We start from the raw sequence: 19403 nt of genomic DNA on the forward strand, positions 1-19403 counted from the left end.
CGCCGGACGGCGGTTCAGGCGACCTCGATCCGCACGAGAGTCCTGTCGTTCTGGAGTGCCACCTCGACCTGGATGACGCCGGGCGCGCGGACGGGCTTGACCCCGACGATGCAACTCCGTTCGTCCGGTGCCAGCATGGGGCTGCCCACGGCCGCGATGCCCGGTTTTATCATCAACCATTCTCGTATGGCCTTACACGTGTCCATATTGGCGGTGAACGTCTCGGAGCATCCGCCGCCGCACGTGCGGGTGGCGGTGAGCTCCACCCGTGCTCTGCCGCCACCAACGTTCTTCTCGGCCGTCCTGGTGTAGCCGCTCGGCGTTCCCAGCGCCTTGGCGATGCGAAGGTTGTGGTCGTACGCGGAGTCCGTTCTGGCGAAGAAGACGAATGCGGACACCGCCACGGCCACGGCGGCGACAGCCGCCGCGATGGACAGCGCGACCCAGCGGAGTCTCCCGCCTCGCGCCGCCGGTGACCCGGGTGCCGGAGCCGGGGGTGCCATGAGCGGCTGGTGAGGCGGTTGGGCGGGTACAGGGTGACCGGAGCCGAGCTGCGTGAGCATCGCGTAGAGGTGGTCGGTGGTCAGCCGCTGGGCGGGGTCTTTGCGGAGAAGACCGTTGACCACTGGTTCCAGGGGGCCGGCGTGCGTCGCGGGCGCGGGGTCTTCGGTCGCGACGGCGACGTAGACCGCTCCGGTGCTCGTACCGGTGAACGGAGGGCGGCCTTCCACGGCGGTGTAGAGGGTCGCGCCCAGTGACCACAGGTCGGACTCGGCAGTGGCCGGCAGACCGCGTACCTGTTCGGGAGACATGAAGGCGGGCGTTCCCATGACTTCGCCCGAGCGGGTCAGGGTGTCGTCGCCGTCGACGGCGGCGATGCCGAAGTCGGTCAGGACGACCCGATCGCCTTCCAGCAGAACGTTGGCGGGCTTGATGTCGCGGTGAGTGATACCCGCCTGATGCGCCGCGCGAAGCGCGTCCAGCATCTGCAGGCCGATCCCGGCGACCTGCTGGGGTGCAAGCGGCCCCTGCGCTTTGAGGAGATCGCCCAGGGATCCGTCACGCACCAACTCCATGACGATCCAGGGACGTTCGTCATCGCCGGTGACCAGATCGTGGACGGTGATGATGCCAGGGTGCTTCAGGCGCGCGGCGGCGCGCGCCTCCCGATTCAGCCGTGCGAGCCAGATCTGCCGCTGGGCGGCGTCCAGATGCTCGGGGAGCTGGAGCTCCTTGATGGCCACGTCCCGGTTCAGTTGCTCGTCGCGAGCACGCCAGACGGCGCCCATGCCGCCCTGCCCCAGCAGGCCGGTCAGCCGGTACCGATGAGCAAGGAGGCGGCCAAGATCTTCCACGTGCCGACCCTAGCCACCTCGCGACCCGACAGACAACTATGTCTGTAAGGAATCGTCCGCGGTGCATAAGGGGTGCCCAGGTGCGCGGGAAAACCGGTTTCCGCGCACCTGGGCGCCTAAGCGCGCGCCGCCGGAGAGGCGGTCACCTGACCAGGGTGTCCTTGCTGCAGATGCTGGTGTCGTCCGCCTTGAACAGGCACTTCTGCACAGAGATCTTCACCTTGGCCGCCTGGGCGGCGGTCTTCGCGGTGTACGACGGCGCGAACGCCCGGCCCTTCTTGGTGTCGGCGAAGTACTGCCGGAGCAGCACGAGCTTGCCGGACAGGCGGACGCTCACGACCACGCTCGCCGATGCGGAGTCGCCGGGGCTGTAGTCCTGGACCCTGCCGCTGATCGTGATCTTCTTGCCGTGGCGGCTCCAGTGCCCGGCGGTCCGGGCGTCCGCGGGCTTGACCTTCTTGTCCAGATTCCACGAGTGCGGTGGCTTGGGGGCAGTAGTAGTGGAGGCGGACGCCGCCGAGGCGCCCGCCCCGACGACGGTGCAGGCAAGAGCGGCGACGATCAGGGCCGGCTTCCGCATTGGCGGTTTCCTTCGCTTATGAAAGGCCACGGGCCGGTCCGCCGCAGGTGGAAGGCGGCATGGGTCGGCCCGTGAACGTCGAGTGGAATGCCACCGACCATCGCATCGGCAGGCCGCCCGGCGGTAGGGGCCGCAGGCCCAACTTCCGGCTGGGCCCTCAGTCCCCCGTCATCGTGACCGTACCGTTCGGCTCAGTGGGAGCGGGCTTCGGCGGCGGCTTTGAGGTCGGCCAGCCAGGCGTCGAGGCCGGGCGCGAGGTACCGGATGGCGGTGGCCGGGTCGGTCTCGATCTGGGCGCCGGTCCAGCTTTCTTCGGTGCGGACGAGGACGCCGCCTTTGACCTTGATGAAGTTCCAGACGTGGACGCCCCGGTCGATGCGTAGTCCGTTGCCGATCGCGGGTCCGGTCCAGCGGATGCAGTGGTCGTGCTTGATCTGCTGGACGGTGGAGGTGATGACCAGAGTGGTGGCGGGGGTCGTGGGTGTGGCGGGCGCCGGGGTCGTCCACTGGAACTGCGAACCCCTCCGCAGCGCTCCGGGGTCCAGCCGCTTCATGCTGGTGACGGCCGTCTGCCAGGAGGGCCACCCTGTCACGTCGGTGTGCAGCTTCCAGACGGTGCTCAGCGGCGGCTTGATGAAGGTCTCGGTCCGATGGTGGAGCCGGGCGGTGGGATCGATGCCCTGACCCCGGCAGGTCAGCGACTTCGGCGGAGTGGCGTGGCCGGACGTCGCGCGTTGGTCGGTGGTGGCGGCATGAGCCGGTACGGCGCCGAGGAGCCCGGCGGCGGCCAGCGGGATCGCGAGCAGGGTGGAACGCAGGCGAGCCTGGGGGCCGGGGGAGCGTGTGGTGCTGGTCGCGCAGAGCCCGCGGGAGCGCTACCGGGCTCAGGTGCGCATGGAGATCAAGCAGCACGCGTGGGAGCAGATCGCCGTGGAGGGAGTGTCCGCGCTGTCGCTCAACGCGATCGCCAAACAGATGGGCATGAGCGGCCCTGCCCTCTATCGGTACTTCGCCGGCCGCGACGAGTTGATCACCGCGCTCATCCGCGACGCCTACCGAAGTCTCGCCGACACCGTCCGGGCGGCGTTCGACTCCGGTGCCGACCTGGCCGGGTTGGCTCGCGTCATCCGGGAGTGGGCCCGGAGCGACCCGCACCGGTACTTCCTCATCTACGGCACGCCCGTCCCCGGCTACCACGCGCCCGAAGACACCACGGCGATCTCGTTCGAGGTCATGGCGGTGCTGCTCGAGGCCTGCGGTGCGCCGGCGATCGGCGAACCGGCGACCCCGTTCGACGCCCACCTCGAAAACCATCGCCAGTGGGTCGGCGGCCACCCGGCATCGGCCGCGACCCTGCATCGCGCCCTGTCCTTCTGGACCCGCCTGCACGGCGTGCTGTCGCTCGAGCTCACCGGCCACTTCGCGGGAATGGAGTTCGACCCAGGCCTGCTGATCGCCGACGAACTGAACGCTCTGCCAACGCGATGACACAGCGTCGGCCGCAGGGGACTACATCATGGGGCCAGCCGGGCGACCGCTCCGAATTCCAGGGCGGTCCACAGAGCACCTTCCGGGCCCACGGCGATGCCGTGGGGTTCCGATGAGGGGGTGGGCAGGTCGTATTCGGTGATCACACCGGCGGGGGTGATGCATCCGATGCGGTTGGCGCCCCATTCGGTGAACCAGCACTCTCCGGAGGGTGCCGTGGTGATGGCGTGAGGCTTGGCGCTCCGGTCGGGCAGCGGGAACTCCTGGATCGTGCCGTCCACACCGAGCCTGCCGATCTGCCCCGCGGCGATCTCCACGAACCAGATCGCCTCGTCGGCTCCGCACGTGATGCCCACCGGTGCGGCGCCGGCGGTGGGCAGCCGGTGGAGTGTCACTTCGCCGTCGAGGTCGATACGGCCGATGGCGTTGGCCTGGTTGAGGGTGAACCACAATGCCTCGTCCGGACCGGCTGTGATCATCGAGGGGAACGTCCCCTGCGCGGGGAGGGGGAAGTGGGTGACCTGGCCGTCGGTGGTGATGCGGCCGATCCGGTCGGTGTTCATCTCGGTGAACCACAGGGCGCCGTCCGGGCCCGCGCAGATCCCGAAGGGGCCACTGTCGGGTTCGGGCAGCGCGAACGCCGTGAGGGTCCCGTCGGTGGTGATCCGGCCGATGTGATGGTCCGCGGAGCGGGTGAACCACAGTGCCCCGTCCGGGCCTGTGGTGATGATGCTCGGCCTGCACTCCGCAGGGCCCGCGGGATACCGGCGGAGTTCACCGTTGCCGGACAGGCGGGCGATCTCACCGCTGTGGACCAGGGTGAGCCACAACGCGCCGTCGGGCCCGGTCGTGATGCCGTAGGGGCCCGCCTTCGCGTCCGTGACCGAGAACTCCTGAACCGACGGCTGATCGGAGCGCTGCATCTTCGTGTCCTTCCGGTGTCCTGCAAGCGGGCTTCGCCGGGATGAGTCCTAGCCCACAGACGCGATAGAAGCGGCAAAGTAGCCGAAACCGCGCGCCGGAGCCTATCCGCTCGGACCGCTCAGCGCGCGGTGGGAGTGCTCGCGGAGGGCAGGTCCTCGGGCAGCAGGAGGCGCAGGTCCGTCACGCCGGGCGACCGCATCGTGCCGAGCCGCCTCGCCTGATGAGTGATCATCGTCTCCAGCAACTGCCGGACGAGACGCGCGTTGCCGAAGGTCCGGTCCCGCGGCAGGGCGTCGAGGTACCCGTGCAGCGCCGCGAGCGTCTCGGGAGCGCATTCGTAGCCCGCGGCGGTGGCCTGGTTCCGTGTGATGGCGACGAGTTCGTCGGTGCTGTAGTCCTCGAACTCCACCTGCCGCGAGAACCGGGAGTCGAGCCCGGGGTTGGAGTTCAAGAAGCGCCGCATCTCGTCGGTGTAGCCGGCGACGATGACCACGACCTCGTCGCGGTGGTCCTCCATCAGCTTCAGCAAAGTCTCGACCGCCTCACGGCCGAAGTCGTTGGACGCCCCCTCGGGGGTCAGGGTGTACGCCTCGTCGATGAACAGGACGCCGCCCAGCGCGCGCTGGAACACCTCCTTGGTGAGCTGCGCGGTGTGGCCCACGTAGCGGCCCACGAGGTCGGCGCGCGCCACCTCCACGAGCTGGCCGCGCGGCAGCACCCCGAAGCTGTGCAGCAACTCGGCGTAGAGCCGGGCCACGGTGGTCTTGCCGGTGCCGGGCGAGCCGGTGAAGACGAGATGCCGGCTGAGCCGGGGCACGGGCAGCCCGGCGGCCTCTCGCTGCTTGGCCGTCGCGAGGAGGTCGACGATGTCCTTCACCTCGCGTTTCACGCCGGCCAGGCCGATCATGTCGGTCAGGCGGGCCAGCAGCGTGTCGCGCTCCGCGCCCACCGCGCCGTCCGTGGCCGCGGCGTCGCTGACGTCCTCCGGCAGCAACAGGGAGAGGTCGCTCTCGGCCGGGTCGGTCATGGACGCGAGCCGGAACGCCTGCCGTTCGATCATCTCCTCGAAGACCAGGCGCGCCGTACGGCCGTTGCCGAAGGTGGCGTCCCGCGGCATCCGCTCGTAGTGCGCGGCGAGCGCCTGACGGGTGGTCGGGTCCAGTTCGTAGCGGTGGCTCTCGCACATCTTCTCGGTGATCGTGACGAGCTCGTCGACCGAGTAGTTGGTGAACTCCACGGTCCGGCTGAACCGCGAGGCCATGCCCGGGTTGGCGGACAGGAACGACTGCATCTCGGCGGTGTAGCCGGCCGCCACCACGACGACTTCGTCGCGGTGGTCCTCCATCAGCTTCACGAGGGTGTCGATGGCCTCGCGGCCGAAGTCGTGCGAGCCGCCTTTGCCCTCGGTGACGAGGGTGTACGCCTCGTCGATGAACAGGACGCCGCCGAGCGCCTCGGTGAACGCCTCCGTCGTCTTGATGGCCGTCGCGCCGACGTACTGGGCGACCAGGTCGGCGCGGGAGACCTCCACCAGGTGCCCGGAGGGCAGCAGGCCGAGGGAGGCGAGGATCCCGCCGTACAGCCGGGCGACCGTGGTCTTGCCGGTGCCGGGCGGGCCCGCGAAGATCAGGTGCCGGCTCATCGGGGGTGCCGGCATGCCGAGCCGGGCCCTGCGCTGCGAGAGCTGGTTCAGGTTGACGAGCGCGCGCACCTGGCGTTTCACGCCCTCGAGGCCGATGAGGGCCCCCAGCTCCTCCAGCGGACCGGTGGGCGCGGGCGCGCGGGTGTCCGTGCCGTCCGCGGCGCCGCCGGCCTCCACGGCGACCTCGTCGCCCCAGGAATCGGGGACGGCGTTGCCGGAGCTGTCCAGGTCGCGCACTGTCAGCCGTCCGCCGGGGCGGGACTGCCGCAGCCCGGCGCCGCGGTTGTCGCGCGCGGCACAGCCGGTGACGGTGACGGCCTCCGCGGTGTCGACCCGGACGCCGTCGCCGACGCTCCCGGTGATCTCACAGGCGTCGAGCGTGGCCCGCGCACCGGCCGTGAGGAGCACGCCGTGGGCACCGGAGCCGCTGATCCGTGCCCGGCTGAGGCTCACGTCACCGCCCTCGCGTACGACCACGCCGGAGGCGTCGCTCCCGGAGACCTCGCAGTCCTGGATCGTGCCCATCCCGCCGGAGTCGACGGCGACCCCGGCGTCGCCGGGGGAGCGGAGGTCGCAGTCGCGGATGGAGACGTTGGCGCCGCTCGCGATGCGCACGGCGGCGCCGCCGGCCCGCTCGACGACGCAGCGCTCCAGCCGACCGCGCCCATCCTCGGTGACCTCGACGCCGGTCCCGCCGGGCGCGGTGATCGTCGCGTTGCGAACGAGCGGGTTGGCGCCGGACCGGATGGCGATCGCGGTACCGGCGGCGTCCACGACCTCCAGCCGGTCGAACTCGGCGAGGGAGTCCTCCGCCACCAGAACGGACGCGGACACGTCAGCGCACTCGCGCACCGTCGCGCCGATCAGCGTCGGCGAGCTGGACCCCACGACGCTGATCGCGGGCGCGGCCGATCCGGCGAACTCACAGTCCTCGAACGTGCCGCGGGAACGGTCGGCGACGGACAGCCCGCTGCCCTTCGTACGGGCCGTCCGGCAGCGCCGCAGCAGCGGATCCGCGCCATCGGCCAGCGCGATCCCCGAACCGGCGGTGATGTCGGAGACCGAGACCTCCTCCAGCGCCGGACGCGACCCGCTCGTCACGTACACGCCGACCGCGCAGTCACGAACGCTCGTCCGTACGATCCGGGTGGCGCTGTCGCCCTCCAGGGCGATGGCCGGCTTCGAGATCGTGGAGATCTCGCAGTCCTCGATCGTGCCCTGGGCCTCGCCGTTGGCGAGCACGCCGTTGCCGCGGGCGTCCCGCAGCCGGCAGCCCCGGATCGTCGACTGGGACTTCTCACTCAGCACGACGGCGGAGGTGCCGAGGTTCTCGATGAGACAGTCCTCGATGACGCTGGCCGTGTCCGCGGTGTCGACGATGCCCGCACCCTCGGCGTTGGTGATCCGGCAGCCGCGCATCGCGAGCGAACCGGACCCGCGGGCCAGCACGGCCGTCCAGCCGGAACCGGTCACGGTGCAGCCCTCCATCGCGACCTGCCCGCGCGCCGCGTCGATGACCGGCACGTCGTCGCCGCCACCGCGCAGAGTGAGGTCCGTGAGCATCACGGCGTCCGCCACGAGCATCACCGCGCTGCCGCTCCGCGGACAGATCTCGACGCTGCCCCGGTCCCCGTCGGCCACGATCGTGACCCGGGTCCGGATGAAGAGGCTCTCGGCGTACCGGCCCGGCCGGATACGGATGACCGACCCGGTGCGTGCCGCGGCCAGCGCCTCCTCGATTGTCCGGAAAGCGCCCGGCTCTTCCGGGGAGACCGTGAGCAACTGCCGAGACACGCTGAACCCTCCTCGGGTCGGTGTGGGTGCCGACGAGACAACCATCATGCCGTTCGCGCGGGCCGCTTGACACCCTCGCGCGCAATGGCTGTGACCAGCAGGGACCCTTGTCCCGGACGACAAGAGAACGACAAGATCGGGTTTCTACGCTGAGCGCATGCGACGTGTCCTCCGGCGCCTGCGCGCCGTGGCGTCGGTGGCCGCCGCCACGGCCCCGCTTTTCGTCTCCGCCTTCCCCGGAGCCGCGGCGGCCACGGCGTACGAACGGCCGCCCGGCGCCGCGCCCGGTCCAGTCGGCCTGCCCGTCATCCCGTCGGTGCTCGGGTCCGGCCGGTCGTGTACCGGCGCGTCTCCGACCGCGGCCCACGCGCAGCCGTGGACGGTGAGCGCGCTCGGGGCGTCTCGGGTCCGCGAGCTCAGCGACGGCGCCGGAGTCACCGTCGGCGTCGTGGACACCGGCGTGGCGACGAACGTTCCCGCGCTGGCCGGCCGGGTCACCGCGGTGGCGGACGGCGACCAGGACTGTGTCGGGCACGGCTCCTTCGTGGCCGGCCTGATCGCGGGGCGTGCCGAGGACGCGACCGGCGGCGGGATCGCGCCCCAGGCGCGGATCCTCGCCGTACGCGGCACCGGCAAGAACGGCGTCGCCTCGCCGGGCGCGGTCGCGGCGGGCATCCGCGCCGCCGTCGACCACGGGGCCCGCGTCGTCTACGTCGGCGCGGCCCTGACCGAGGGCAGAGCGGAACTGACGGCCGCGGTCGCCTACGCCACCCGCAAGAACGCCGTGGTGGTCGCGCCCGCCGCGCCGGACGCCGTGCCCACCTCCGCCGGCGGGACGCCCTCGGCGCCGCCCGCGCGGCCCTACTTTCCCGCCTTCATCCCGCAGGTGGTCGCGGTCGAGGATTTCGGGCCGGACGGCTCACGCCCGCAGGGAGCGCCGAACGTCTTCGCCGCCGACCTGGCCGCGCCCGGCGACGCCGTGGTGAGCATCGGGCCCAAGGGCGCCGGGAACTACATCGGATCCGGCTCCTCGCTGGCCGCGGCGTTCGTCGCCGGTACGGCCGCCCTCGTGCGCGCGTACCAGCCCCGGCTGACGGCGGCCGAGGTGGCGAACCGGCTGGTCACGTCCGCCTACCCCGACGCGAGACCCCTCCTGGACCCGTACGCCGCCGTCGCGGCGGTGTCGTCCCCGGCGACCGCACGGCCGACGCCCAGTGCCTCCATGCGGATGCCGGCCCACACCGCACACGTCCCTCGTACCCGCGCGTTGATCGTCGCTTCGATCGGGGGTGGGATCGTGGCTCTTGTCGCGGGCGCGGCGGTGATCATCCCACTCGGCCGGGCCCGGGGGTGGCGGCCGGCCGGCGGTGATCCCCGGCGAGAACTGCCGAAGGTGTCCACCTCGGCGTGATGACCCCTGCCCGGCCGGTCCCGAGCGTCTTTCCCGGCGGTCCGGCATCCGAGCCGGAGCGATGCACCGGGACGGGGCTCGGACGCGACGCCTGACTCCGCCGGTCAATGTCGGCAAGTCGGCGGCAAGGACTCGCCAAGACCACGGCTTGATGGTTGGAACTTCATCGGGGGGCCGAGGTCAGGTAGCGCCGTGGCCGGTCCGGATTGACGAATCGTGAGAATGAGGTCGCCTTTCATGTCGCGCATCCGAGTGCTGGACCGACCGCCGATGGTGACCCGGAGCGTGGTCATGCCGCGATGGCGTGGCGTTCCGCGTGTTCCGGCCCCGAAGCACGATCCGGCGCACGACGACGCCTTCTCACGCACGCTGTACGAGCGGCACGGCACCGTCCTGCTCAATTTCGCCCTCCGGCTGTGCAACGGCGACCGGCACCGGGCCGAGGACATCGTCCAGGAGACCGCCGTACGGGCCTGGCAGCACCGCGAGATCCTCGACCCCACGACGGACCGGGTGCGCACGTGGCTGTTCACCGTCGCGCACCGGCTCGTGATCGACCACCACCGCGCCCGGCAGGCCAGGCCGAACGAGGTCGGCGACGATCAGCCCGAGGAGCGGGCCGTGCCGGATCCGGCCGAGCGGGTCGTCACACTGCGGGCGGTGCTCGAGGCCATGTCCGAGCTCACCGAGCAGCAGCGCGAGGTCCTGATCTACACGTACTACCTCGGCTACGGCGTGGAGCAGACGGCGGCCGCGCTCGGTCTCGCGCCGGGAACGGTCAAGTCCCGCGCCCACTACGCCATGCGCGCGCTGCGGGCATGCCTGCGGGCCCGTGCCGTGATGGATTGAGCGGCGTCGCGCGTCAGCTTGAGATGCGGGCTTCGATGCCGTCGAGGAGGAACTCGAGGCCGATCCGGAAGGTCTCGTCGGCGCTCAGGTGGGGGCCGTCGCGTACGACCGTGGCCAGTGCGGGGAATCGCCCGGTTGCGAAGGTCCGTTCCAGATACGGCCCGTAGGCGGCCTGGAACTGCTTGATGTCCATCCCGCTGGCCCGCTCGGCGCGTCGCTCGGTGATCTCCCGGCGTACCGCGCCGACCACGTAGGCGTTGACCGCGGCGACCGCCGGCACGACGGTGTCCAGGTCGACGCCGCCCATGGCGGCCAGCACGGCATCCCCGGTGGCGAGCGTGTTCGGCCCGAGTTGTGGCCTCCCGCCGATCAGGTCGGCGAGCCATTCGTGCTGCCGGGCGGCCTGCCGGGTGGCTTCGGCAAGAGAGCGCAGCACCTGGCGCCAACCGTCTCCGGCCGGCCGGATCTCCGCGTAGACCGCATCGACCATCAGGTCGAGCAACTCCTCCTTGGTCTCGATGTAGCCGTAGAGCCGCATCGGTCCGACACCCAGCGCCGCGGCGACCTTGCGTAGCGATACCGCGTCCAAGCCGTCCGCGTCGGCCAGCTGGATCGCCGCCCGGACGAGCCGCTCCCGGCTCAGCGGGGCCGGCACCGGTCGATCCGGCGGCTCCGGCCGCTCCCACACCACCATGCCGCCGACCATACCGCGCCCGAGTGCTACGGTGACCACGTCCAATACACTGTATCGAGCAATACGTTGCATCGGAGGTAGTCATGACCATCGCGATCGTCGGAGCCGGCCTGGGCGGCTTGGCCCTTGCCCGGGTGCTGCACGTGAACGGCGTCGACGCCGTCGTGTACGAACGCGAATCCTCGCGCGACGCACGTGGGCAGGGCGGCATGCTCGACATCCACTCCGGCCAGCGGGCGCTGCGCGAGGCCGGTCTGATCGACGAGTTCTACGCGATCGCCCGTGGCGAAGGCCAGGACATGCGTCTTCTCGAGCCGGACGGCACCCTGCTGCTCCAGGAGGACACGCCCGACGACGCCCCGCTCCTGCGACCCGAGGTCGACCGCGCCGATCTGCGCAACCTGCTCCTGGATTCCCTTCCCCACGACGTGGTGCGCTGGGGGCACGCGTTCACGTCCGCGGACAACGGCCTGCTGCACTTCGCCGATGGCAGCAGTGCGGCGTATGACCTGCTGGTCGGCGCGGACGGCGCGGCCTCCCGGGTCCGCGCGCTGCTCACCGACGCCCGCCCGGTGCACATCGGCAAGAACGTCGTCGAGGTCGGCATTCCCGACATCGACCGCACGCACCCCGACCTCGCGGCGATGGTCGGGCGCGGCACCTACTGGGTGCTCGGCAACGGAATATCCCTGGCGGCGCAGCGCAACGGCGACGGCCGCGTTCGCATCGGCATCAGCTTCTACAACACCGCCGAGGACTGGTTCGCCACCAGCGGGATCCCGTTCGACGACCCGGCCGCCGCCCGGGCGCGGCTGATCGACCTGCTCGCCGGCTGGGACCCACGATTCATCGCGCTGATCGCGGCCTGCGACGACACGGTCGTGCCGCGGTCGATCGCCACTCTCCCGGTCGGCCTGACCTGGCCGTCGACGCCAGGGGTGACGCTGCTCGGCGATGCCGCGCACCTGATGCCGCCGACGGGGCAGGGCGCCAACATGGCGCTGCTCGACGGCGCCGTGCTCGGTCTAGCGCTGGCCGCGCACCCGGACGACCTTTCCACCGCCGTCAAGGAATACGAACGCGAGATGTTCGAACGCACCAGCGCCGCCGCCCGGATGTCCGCGGACATGCATGAACTGCTGACGTCGCCGGACGCCGCCCAGAAAATGCTCGCATTCTTCCAACCTGGCTGAAGGCGACCGAATACGACCGCCGAGCGGCGTACCGATCTTCGATGAGACCGGGATCTGAAGAAGGGGCCGACTGCCGTACCAGGGGACGTCCGGTGGATCTTCGTCCGGCTACGAACCAGATCCACCGGGTGCGCCCTAGTCGAGCACGGCCGTCTGGATCTGTACGGCCTTGCGCCGGGCGATCCGGATCGCCCGGCCGGGCGGCAGGATACGGCCCTTGACGTTGCCGAAGAGGTATCCCTCGTCCGGTGGGCAGGACATCAGCAGGGACGGCGTGTTGACCTCCTGCAGCCGGCGCATCATCATCTCGCCCATCCCGCGCCCGGCGCCCGAGGCGGAGCGGGCGACGACCATGTGCAGCCCGACCTCCCACCCGAGGGACAGGTGGTCGACGATCGGGTCGAACGGATGCTGCATGGGGCCCGCCCCGACCATGTCGTAGTCGTCGACCAGGATGAACAGCCGGGGCCCGTTCCACCAGTCGCACAGCTTCATCCGGGCCGGGGTGATGTCCGGCCCCGGCACGCGCGCCTTGATGGCCTGCCCCGCGCCGGTGACCAGGTCGCGCAGCGCGTCGATGGCGACCGCGTGCCCGAGGCGATACTCCTCGGGCACCGCCTCGACCAGCTCACGACGGTAGTCGACCATCATGATGCGCGCCTCCGTGGGCGTGAACCGCTCGGTCACGGCCCGGGCGACCAGACGCAGCAGGTTCGTCTTGCCGCTCTCGGTGTCGCCGACGACCACCATGTGCGGCGTCTCGGCGAAGTCGTGCACCACGGGGGAGAGCCGCTCCTCCTCCAGGCCGATCGCCACCCGGAAGTCGCCCTCGGGCGCCGGTAGCTCCCGCACGCTGAGCCGCGCCGGCAGCATCCGCACCGGAGGCGCGGCCGGGCCGGTCCAGCTCTCACGCACCGCGGCGACCAGGCCCGCGATGCCGTCGGCGAGGTCGGCGGCGCTCTCCACCGAGTCGATGCGCGGCAGCGCCGTGAGGTAGTGCAGCTTGGTGTCGCGGGTGATGCCGCGTCCCGGGAGGCGCGGCACGCTCGCCGCGCGGCGGGTGTCGACCTCCGAGTCCATCGGGTCGCCCATCCGCAGCTCCAGGTGGGTGGCGGCCTGGTCGCGCACGGCCGCCGTGAGCTCGACCCACCGCGCGGTGGTGACGATGAGGTGGATGCCGAAGCTGAGGCCGCGCGCCGCGATGGCGCTGAACGTCTGGATGTACCGGTCGAAGTCCTGGCGCACCGTCGACCAGCCGTCCACGACGAGGAACACGTCCCCGTGCGGCTGGTCGGTGAACTCCCCGGCGGCCCGGCGGCGCCGGTAGGTCGTCATGGAGTCGATCTCGTGGGCGAGGAAGAACTGCTCGCGGTCGGCGAGCAGCGCGGTGACCTCCGCGACGGTGCGGCTGACGCGCTCGTGGTCCAGGCGGGTGGCGACCCCGGCGACGTGCGGCAGGCCGGCGAGACCGGCGAGCGTGCCACCGCCGAAGTCGAGGCAGTAGAACTGCACCTCGCGCGGGGTGTGCGTGAGCGCCAGGGCGCTGATCAGCGTACGGACGAGTGTGCTCTTGCCGCTCTGTGGGCCGCCGGCGATGGCGACGTGCCCGCCGGCCCCGGACAGGTCGACGACCAGCAGGTCGCGGATCTGCTCGAAGGGCCGGTCGACGATGCCCACCGGCACGGTGAGCCCGCCGCGCCGCTCCCAGTCGACGGTCGTCAGGCCGAACCGGTCGTCGGGCGCGAGCGGCGGGAGGATCTGGTCGAGGGCGGGCGGCAGGTCGAGCGGCGGCAGCCACACCTGGTGGGCCGGCGGCCCGGCGTCGCGGAGCCGGTCGACGGCCGCCGACAGCAGGGTGTCGGCGGCCTCGTCCGGTTCTTCCGGCGTCACCTCCACCGGGGCGGGCTGGACCTGGGCGATCCGGGACGCGGACCAGGGGACCACCTGGCTCGCCACCCGCGCCTGGTCGGCCTTGCCGCGTCCCCGGTAGGGACCGGAGGAGTAGGCGGCGCGGAAGCGGGTGAGCGCCTCCACGCCCGTCTTGAGGAAACCGGCGCCGGGCTGCGGCGGCAGCTGGTGGGCGTCGGGCACGCCCAGCACGCCGCGGCTCTCCATGGCCGAGAAGGTGCGCAGGCCGATGCGGTAGGACAGGTGGCCCTCGAGCTGGTGCATCCGGCCCTCGTCGAGCCGCTGGGACGCGAGCAGCAGGTGGACGCCCAGGCTGCGGCCCAGCCGGCCGATCATGACGAACAGCTCCATGAAGTCGCGGTGCGCGGCGAGCAGCTCGCTGAACTCGTCGACCACCACGAACAGGCTGGGCAGCGGTTCCAGGGCGGCCCCGGCCGCGCGCGCCTTCTCGTACTCGAGAGCGGAGACGTAGTTGCCCGCGGCGCGCAGCAGCTCCTGGCGGCGCATGAGCTCACCGTGCAGCGCGTCCCGCATGCGCGAGACCAGGGCCGCCTCACCGGCCAGGTTGGTGATGACCGCGGAGACGTGCGGCAGCTCGTCCAGACCGAGGAAGGTCGCGCCGCCCTTGAAATCCACCAGGACGAAGTTGAGCGTCTCGGAGGAGTTGGTCAGCGCCATCGCCAGCACCAGCGTGCGCAGCAGCTCGCTCTTGCCCGAGCCGGTGGCGCCGATCAGCATGCCGTGCGGGCCGGTGCCGCCCTGGGCGGACTCCTTGATGTCCAGCTCCACCGGCTTCCCGTCGGCGCCGACCGCGATCGGCACCTTCAGCCGCTCCGCGGCGGTGCGCTTGCGCCAGAGGCTCCGGGGATCGTGCCGGTACAGGTCGGGGATGCCCAGGAGAGCGGCCAGGTCCGTGGTGGCCGACAGCGGCTCGGCGCTCTCGGCCCCGACGCCGAGGCGGTACGGGGCGAGCCGCCGGGCGAACGCGGTCGCGACCCGTACGCCCAGGCGGTCGGGGCGGCCGAGGGGGGTGAGCTGCTCCTTGCGCTCCCGGTCGGTGCGGACGAGCCGGATCTCGCCGTCGCTCACGTCGAGGCGGAGGGTGGTGCGGCCGGGCCGCCACGTCAGCGCGCCGGCCAGGTCCAGCAGGACGACGTTGCGCATGCCGGGGCCGTCCAGCGCGTGCCCGGCGGGCACGGTGCCCCCGTCCACGACGAGCACCGTGTAGGGCTCCTCCCGGCCGGGCATGGCCTCCGGGTCGTACGCCGGTCGCTCCCAGAACTCCGCGCCGAGCATGCCCTCCAGCTCCGGGAAGTCCGAGGCGATCATGCGGACCTGGCCGGCGGCGTCAGTGTCGTGCGGGTTCAGGTTGTGCGGCAGCCACTTGACCCACTCCCATTCCGCCAGGCGGTCCGGGGCGACGCAGACCGCGATCCACAGGTCGTCCGGAGAGTGGAAGAGGGCGAGCTGGGTGATCAGCGCGCGGACGGCGCCGCGGATCTGTGCCTCGTCCCCTCGGAGCAGCACCCGCGCCCAGGACTGCAGGTAGACGGCGGTGGGCTGGTCGGGCACGGTGGAGTAGGCCCGGATGAAGCCGCGCAGCGCGTGCGCGGTGAGCGGTTCGAGGTCCTGGACCGGTTTCGTCGTCGTCGGCGCGAGCCGCAGGCCCAGCTTCTGGTCGCCGACCGCGAGCCTCGCCTCGGCGAAGTCGGGGTCCGAGGGGCGGCGCTCCCACATCCGGGTCGTGCCGACCATGGACCACAGCGTCTGCGGCGCAGGATGCCGCCAGGCCAGGGCGCCCTGCTGTTCCCGTACGGCCGCGCGCACCTTGCGCCGGGTCTGGGAGAGGTAACGCAGGTAGTCCCGGCGGGCGCCCTTGAGCTTCTCCTTGCGCTCACTGCTCTTGCGCATGCCCTGCCCGACGAGCATGGCCCCGGCGGCGAGGACCATCAGGCCGAGGGAGAGCGGCAGGAAGCCGTTCCTCGCCCCACTGCCGCGCGTCATGTACATCATGACCATCGCCACCGACATCAGCGCCATCGGCAGGTACGTCCAGACGGCGGAGTTGTCGGGCACGGTCTCGGGCAGCGTCGGCGGCTCCTGGAGGGTGAGCTCTCCTTCGGGCATCTCGGGTGGACGCCGGCGCATCGGCCTGCGGAACAGCACGAAACTCAACGAACGGCCTCCTGGCGTGGTACGACGAAGCGCGGCGCCGGCGGACGGTGGTCGCCGGGCGCGCTCGGCGGAGTGGAGAGCCGCGGAGGGGACCTGCGGAGCAGGCCGGTTGCGTCACCGCGCATCGTACAGGGGAGACGCCCTCGGCGTCCCGGATCGCGCCCGCGCGGAACTTCGTCCGGATCATTCGCGAATCGGGGTGAACCACCTGGCCGTCGCGTGCGTATGCCCCGAGTGGAGAGCACTGCGCAGACGGACCGACGTGGAGTAACGACCCATATTCACGCGTCCCCGCTCGGCGAAGGCGGCGGGCGTGCGTGGAAAGAACGAGTGAGCCCCCATGAGCAAGAGCTCGGTGGCGGACCTGTGCCGGCTGACGGTACGCGCCCCCGCCAAGACCATCGACCTGGCCGTACCGGCCGACGTCCCGGTCGCGGACCTGCTCCCCGCCGTGCTCGGTTACGGCGGGGACGACCTCGGCGAGACCGGGATCGAACACGAAGGCTGGGTGCTGCAGCGCCTGGGCGGACCGCCGCTCGACGAGGACGCCACTCTCGAGTCGCTCGACCTGCACGACGGCGACACGCTCTACCTGCGGCCCCGTACCGAGGCGCTGCCCGAGGTGCTGCTGGACGACCTGGTGGACGGCATCTCCACCACGATGAAGGACAGCCCGTACGGGTGGAGCCCGAAGGCGAGCCGGCGACTGCTGCGCGGTCTGGCGGTGTTCGTGACGCTGACCGTCCTGGCGGTGCTCGCGCTGCCGAGCGGGCCGGTCGAGCAGCGGGTCGTGGCCGCCGGCGCCGCGGCGCTCCTGCTGCTCGCCGGGGCCGCGGCGGCGAGCCGCGCGGTGGGCGACGCCGCTTCGGCCGCGCTCCTGGGCGTCATGGCCGGTCCGTTCCTCATCCTGGCAGGGTTTCTGCTGCCGGGAGGGCGGCTGTCCGGGCCGGACGGTTTCGAGGTGGTGGGCGCCCGGCTGCTCGCCGCGTCCGCGGCCGAGGCGGGCGGAGCCGTGCTCGCGCTGGCGCTGGTGGCGGCGTACACGTCGTTGTTCGTCGGCGCGACCGTGCTGGCAGTCGCCGGCGCCCTCGCGGGAGCCCTCATGATGGTCGCGGGCTTCCCTCCGGAGGAGGCGGCCGCGGTGGTCGCGCTGCTGGCGGTCGTGTTCGGCGCGTTCGTGCCGGCCATGTCGTTCCGGCTGTCCGGAATGCGCATGCCGCCGCTGCCGACCAACCCCGACCAGCTCCAGGAAGGCATCGAGCCGCGCTCGCCGAAGGCCGTGGCCGCCCGCGCGGTCCTGGCGGACGGCTGGATGACGGGGCTGTACGGCACGGTCGGGCTGGCCTGCACCGCCTGCCTGGCGGCACTGGCCCATCAGGAGGACCTGGCACAGCTCGTGTTCGCGGCCGCGCTGTCCCTGCTGCTCGTGCTGCACAGCCGCGGTCTGGGCAACGTCTGGCAGCGCCTGTTCATGGCCCTGCCGGGAGCGTGGGGAGCGGCCACGATCATCGCCGTCGAGGTCGCCAGGACCGGATCGACCGGCCGGTTGATCATCGCCGTGGCGCTGATGGGGGTGACCGCGGCGCTCATGATCGCCGGTTGGACGGTGCCCGGCCGCCGGATGGTGCCGTACTGGGGTCGCGCCGCCGAACTCCTGCAGAGCCTGGTCGCGATCAGCATGCTGCCGCTGACCCTGTGGGTCCTGGGCGTGTTCGGCGAGCTGCGTGCCATCGGCTGACCAGGACACGAGAGCACGACGGAAGAGGCGCTGATGCAGTCCCGCCGCGACCAGGTCCACGCCCACATGTTCGTCATGGGCCGTATCACGTCGGGGATGCTCCGGGCGGACCCCGACGCCCCGGAGAGCCCCCAGGGCCGTACGAACCGGGGGGTGATCATCGGCATCGTCATCTCCGTGTTGCTGTGCGGCGGGGCGTTCGTCTGGGGCCTGATCTCCCCGGGCCGGTCCGCCTCCTGGCGCAACGCGCAGAGTCTGATCGTCGACCAGGAGACCGGCGCGTCCTACCTCTACGTGGACGGGCGGCTGCGCCCGGTCCAGAACTACGCGTCGGCGCGGCTGATCGGCGGCACCAAGCTGACCGCGCACCACGTCCGGACCAAGTCGCTGGACGGGACGCCGCACGGCCAGCCGGTGGGCATCGTCGGCGCGCCCGACGCGCTGCCGTCGGCCGGCGGCCTGGCCGAAGGGGCCTGGGCGGTGTGCTCCGGGACCGGGGTGGCGGGCTCCCCGGCGCCGGTCACGACCCTCGCCGTCGGGGCGGGGGACGCCGACGGCGACGGCGCGCTGACGTCCGGTCAGGGCTTGCTGGTCTCCGCGCCCGACGCGCACGTCTACCTGGTGTGGCAGGGCAGTCGGCTGCGGCTGGACTCGAAGGGCGGCGCGGTGACGGCCCTCGGCTACGGGAGCCGGACACCGGTACCGGTGTCGGCGGCGTTCGTCGACGCGCTGCCGGCCGGGCCGGATCTGGCCGCCCCGGCCGTGCCCGGCATGGGGCGTTCCGGCCCGTCGCTCGACGGGCACGCGACGCGCATCGGGCAGGTCTTCAAGATCGGCGTGCTCGGGTCGAAGCCGCGGTACTACCAACTGAGCCAGAGCGGCCTGGCGGAGGTCACCACGACCGTCGCCGCCCTGATCCTGGCCGATCCCGCCGTGCGCACGGGGGCGTACCGCGGCAGGACACCCGACGCGATCCCGCTCGCGCCCGACGCTCTGAACGGCCGGACGGCGCCGGACACGGCACCCGCCGGTGCGCTGCCCGAGACGCCACCGCGCCTGGTCGACGGGCAGCCGGACCAGGACGCCTGTGTCCGGGTCCAGCCGACGCCCGTGGGGCCCCGGGTGAGCGTCGTGCTGCAGGGCCCGGCCTCGCTCGGCACCGTCGCTCAGGCGGCGACCACGTCCGCGTGCGTGCCGGTCGACCGGATCACCGTGCCGCCCGGCGGGGGCGCGCTGGTGCGCGTTCTGCCGGCCGCGGGCGGCACGGTCGGCGGTACGACCTACCTGGTGACGGACACGGGCACCAAGTACCGCGTGGGCTCCGCATCCGACCTGGCGGCGCTGGGGTACTCGACCGGCCAGGTGGTGGCCCTGCCGTCGCCGCTGCTGAACATGCTGCCCACCGGACCTGACCTGAGCGCCACGGCCGCGCAGGAGGGGACCTCCTCGAGCACCGCGCCGCCGTGCGCCGGTCCGGGCAAGGTTGCGACAAGTTGATGGCAAGTCACGGTCACTACCACAGAGTGCGGAAGGAGACGCGAACCGGTTGGCGGCGGCGCGCGCCGACGGCGGTGCCGACCGAGCGGCCCACGACGCAGGATCTAGCTCCCGGTTTCCCGTGAGCACCGAACCAGAGAGGAAGGCGCAGCGTG

The 19403-nt window shown here is 71.9% G+C and carries 13 protein-coding genes; 6 read left to right on the forward strand and 7 right to left on the reverse strand.

Annotation, left to right across the window (positions count from 1 at the left end):
• Positions 1-14: 14 nt before the first annotated feature.
• The 3 genes from ACQP2O_RS25980 to ACQP2O_RS25990 form a co-directional block, all read right to left on the reverse strand.
• Complete coding sequence (locus ACQP2O_RS25980; protein ID WP_433190309.1) at positions 15-1355, reverse strand: serine/threonine-protein kinase; 1341 nt, start codon at positions 1353-1355, stop codon at positions 15-17.
• Positions 1356-1497: 142 nt separating this feature from the next.
• On the reverse strand, positions 1498-1935 hold the full coding sequence (locus tag ACQP2O_RS25985) for a hypothetical protein (protein WP_433190312.1): 438 nt from the start codon (positions 1933-1935) through the stop codon (positions 1498-1500).
• A gap of 191 nt (positions 1936-2126) precedes the next feature.
• Positions 2127-2753 carry an SRPBCC family protein gene (locus ACQP2O_RS25990; protein ID WP_433191166.1) on the reverse strand — a complete coding sequence of 209 codons (627 nt, stop codon included), beginning with the start codon at positions 2751-2753 and terminating at the stop codon, positions 2127-2129.
• Between the two features lie 28 nt (positions 2754-2781).
• On the opposite strand from ACQP2O_RS25990, the gene ACQP2O_RS25995 reads away from it, so the two are divergent.
• A complete protein-coding gene (locus tag ACQP2O_RS25995; protein WP_433190314.1) occupies positions 2782-3423 on the forward strand; it encodes a TetR/AcrR family transcriptional regulator in 642 nt (213 codons plus the stop codon).
• A gap of 26 nt (positions 3424-3449) precedes the next feature.
• Here ACQP2O_RS25995 and ACQP2O_RS26000 read toward each other — a convergent pair whose 3' ends face one another.
• Positions 3450-4346, reverse strand: a complete 897-nt coding sequence (locus ACQP2O_RS26000) for a Vgb family protein (RefSeq protein WP_433190317.1) — start codon at positions 4344-4346, stop codon at positions 3450-3452.
• A gap of 119 nt (positions 4347-4465) precedes the next feature.
• Positions 4466-7783: a right-handed parallel beta-helix repeat-containing protein gene (locus ACQP2O_RS26005; RefSeq protein WP_433190319.1), complete on the reverse strand. Its 3318-nt coding sequence runs from the start codon at positions 7781-7783 to the stop codon at positions 4466-4468.
• 157 nt (positions 7784-7940) lie between these two features.
• Here ACQP2O_RS26005 and ACQP2O_RS26010 point away from each other — a divergent pair, with 157 nt between their 5' ends.
• Together ACQP2O_RS26010 and ACQP2O_RS26015 are read left to right on the forward strand one after the other, a co-directional pair.
• Complete coding sequence (locus tag ACQP2O_RS26010; protein WP_433190322.1) at positions 7941-9194, forward strand: S8 family serine peptidase; 1254 nt, start codon at positions 7941-7943, stop codon at positions 9192-9194.
• A gap of 237 nt (positions 9195-9431) precedes the next feature.
• Positions 9432-10043 (forward strand): sigma-70 family RNA polymerase sigma factor, encoded by a 612-nt coding sequence (locus tag ACQP2O_RS26015; protein WP_433190325.1) that lies wholly within the window; start codon positions 9432-9434, stop codon positions 10041-10043.
• A 13-nt stretch (positions 10044-10056) separates the two neighbouring features.
• On the opposite strand, the gene ACQP2O_RS26020 is transcribed toward ACQP2O_RS26015, so the two are convergent.
• Positions 10057-10776: a TetR/AcrR family transcriptional regulator gene (locus tag ACQP2O_RS26020; RefSeq protein ID WP_433190327.1), complete on the reverse strand. Its 720-nt coding sequence runs from the start codon at positions 10774-10776 to the stop codon at positions 10057-10059.
• Between the two features lie 44 nt (positions 10777-10820).
• On the opposite strand from ACQP2O_RS26020, the gene ACQP2O_RS26025 reads away from it, so the two are divergent.
• Positions 10821-11930 (forward strand): FAD-dependent oxidoreductase, encoded by a 1110-nt coding sequence (locus ACQP2O_RS26025; RefSeq protein WP_433190330.1) that lies wholly within the window; start codon positions 10821-10823, stop codon positions 11928-11930.
• A gap of 135 nt (positions 11931-12065) precedes the next feature.
• Here the strand turns inward: ACQP2O_RS26025 and eccCa are convergent, their stop codons facing one another.
• Positions 12066-16004, reverse strand: coding sequence for a type VII secretion protein EccCa (gene eccCa, locus ACQP2O_RS26030; protein ID WP_433191168.1), 3939 nt, complete (start codon positions 16002-16004; stop codon positions 12066-12068).
• A 349-nt stretch (positions 16005-16353) separates the two neighbouring features.
• Here eccCa and eccD point away from each other — a divergent pair, with 349 nt between their 5' ends.
• Together eccD and eccB are read left to right on the forward strand one after the other, a co-directional pair.
• Entirely contained in the window at positions 16354-17751 is a 1398-nt protein-coding gene (gene eccD / locus ACQP2O_RS26035) for a type VII secretion integral membrane protein EccD (RefSeq protein ID WP_433190333.1), read from the forward strand.
• A 33-nt stretch (positions 17752-17784) separates the two neighbouring features.
• Positions 17785-19248, forward strand: coding sequence for a type VII secretion protein EccB (gene eccB / locus ACQP2O_RS26040; protein WP_433190336.1), 1464 nt, complete (start codon positions 17785-17787; stop codon positions 19246-19248).
• Positions 19249-19403 lie beyond the last annotated feature (155 nt).

Source organism: Actinoallomurus sp. CA-150999 (genome assembly GCF_050942425.1).
In the GTDB taxonomy this organism is placed as follows: Bacteria; Actinomycetota; Actinomycetes; order Streptosporangiales; family Streptosporangiaceae; genus Actinoallomurus.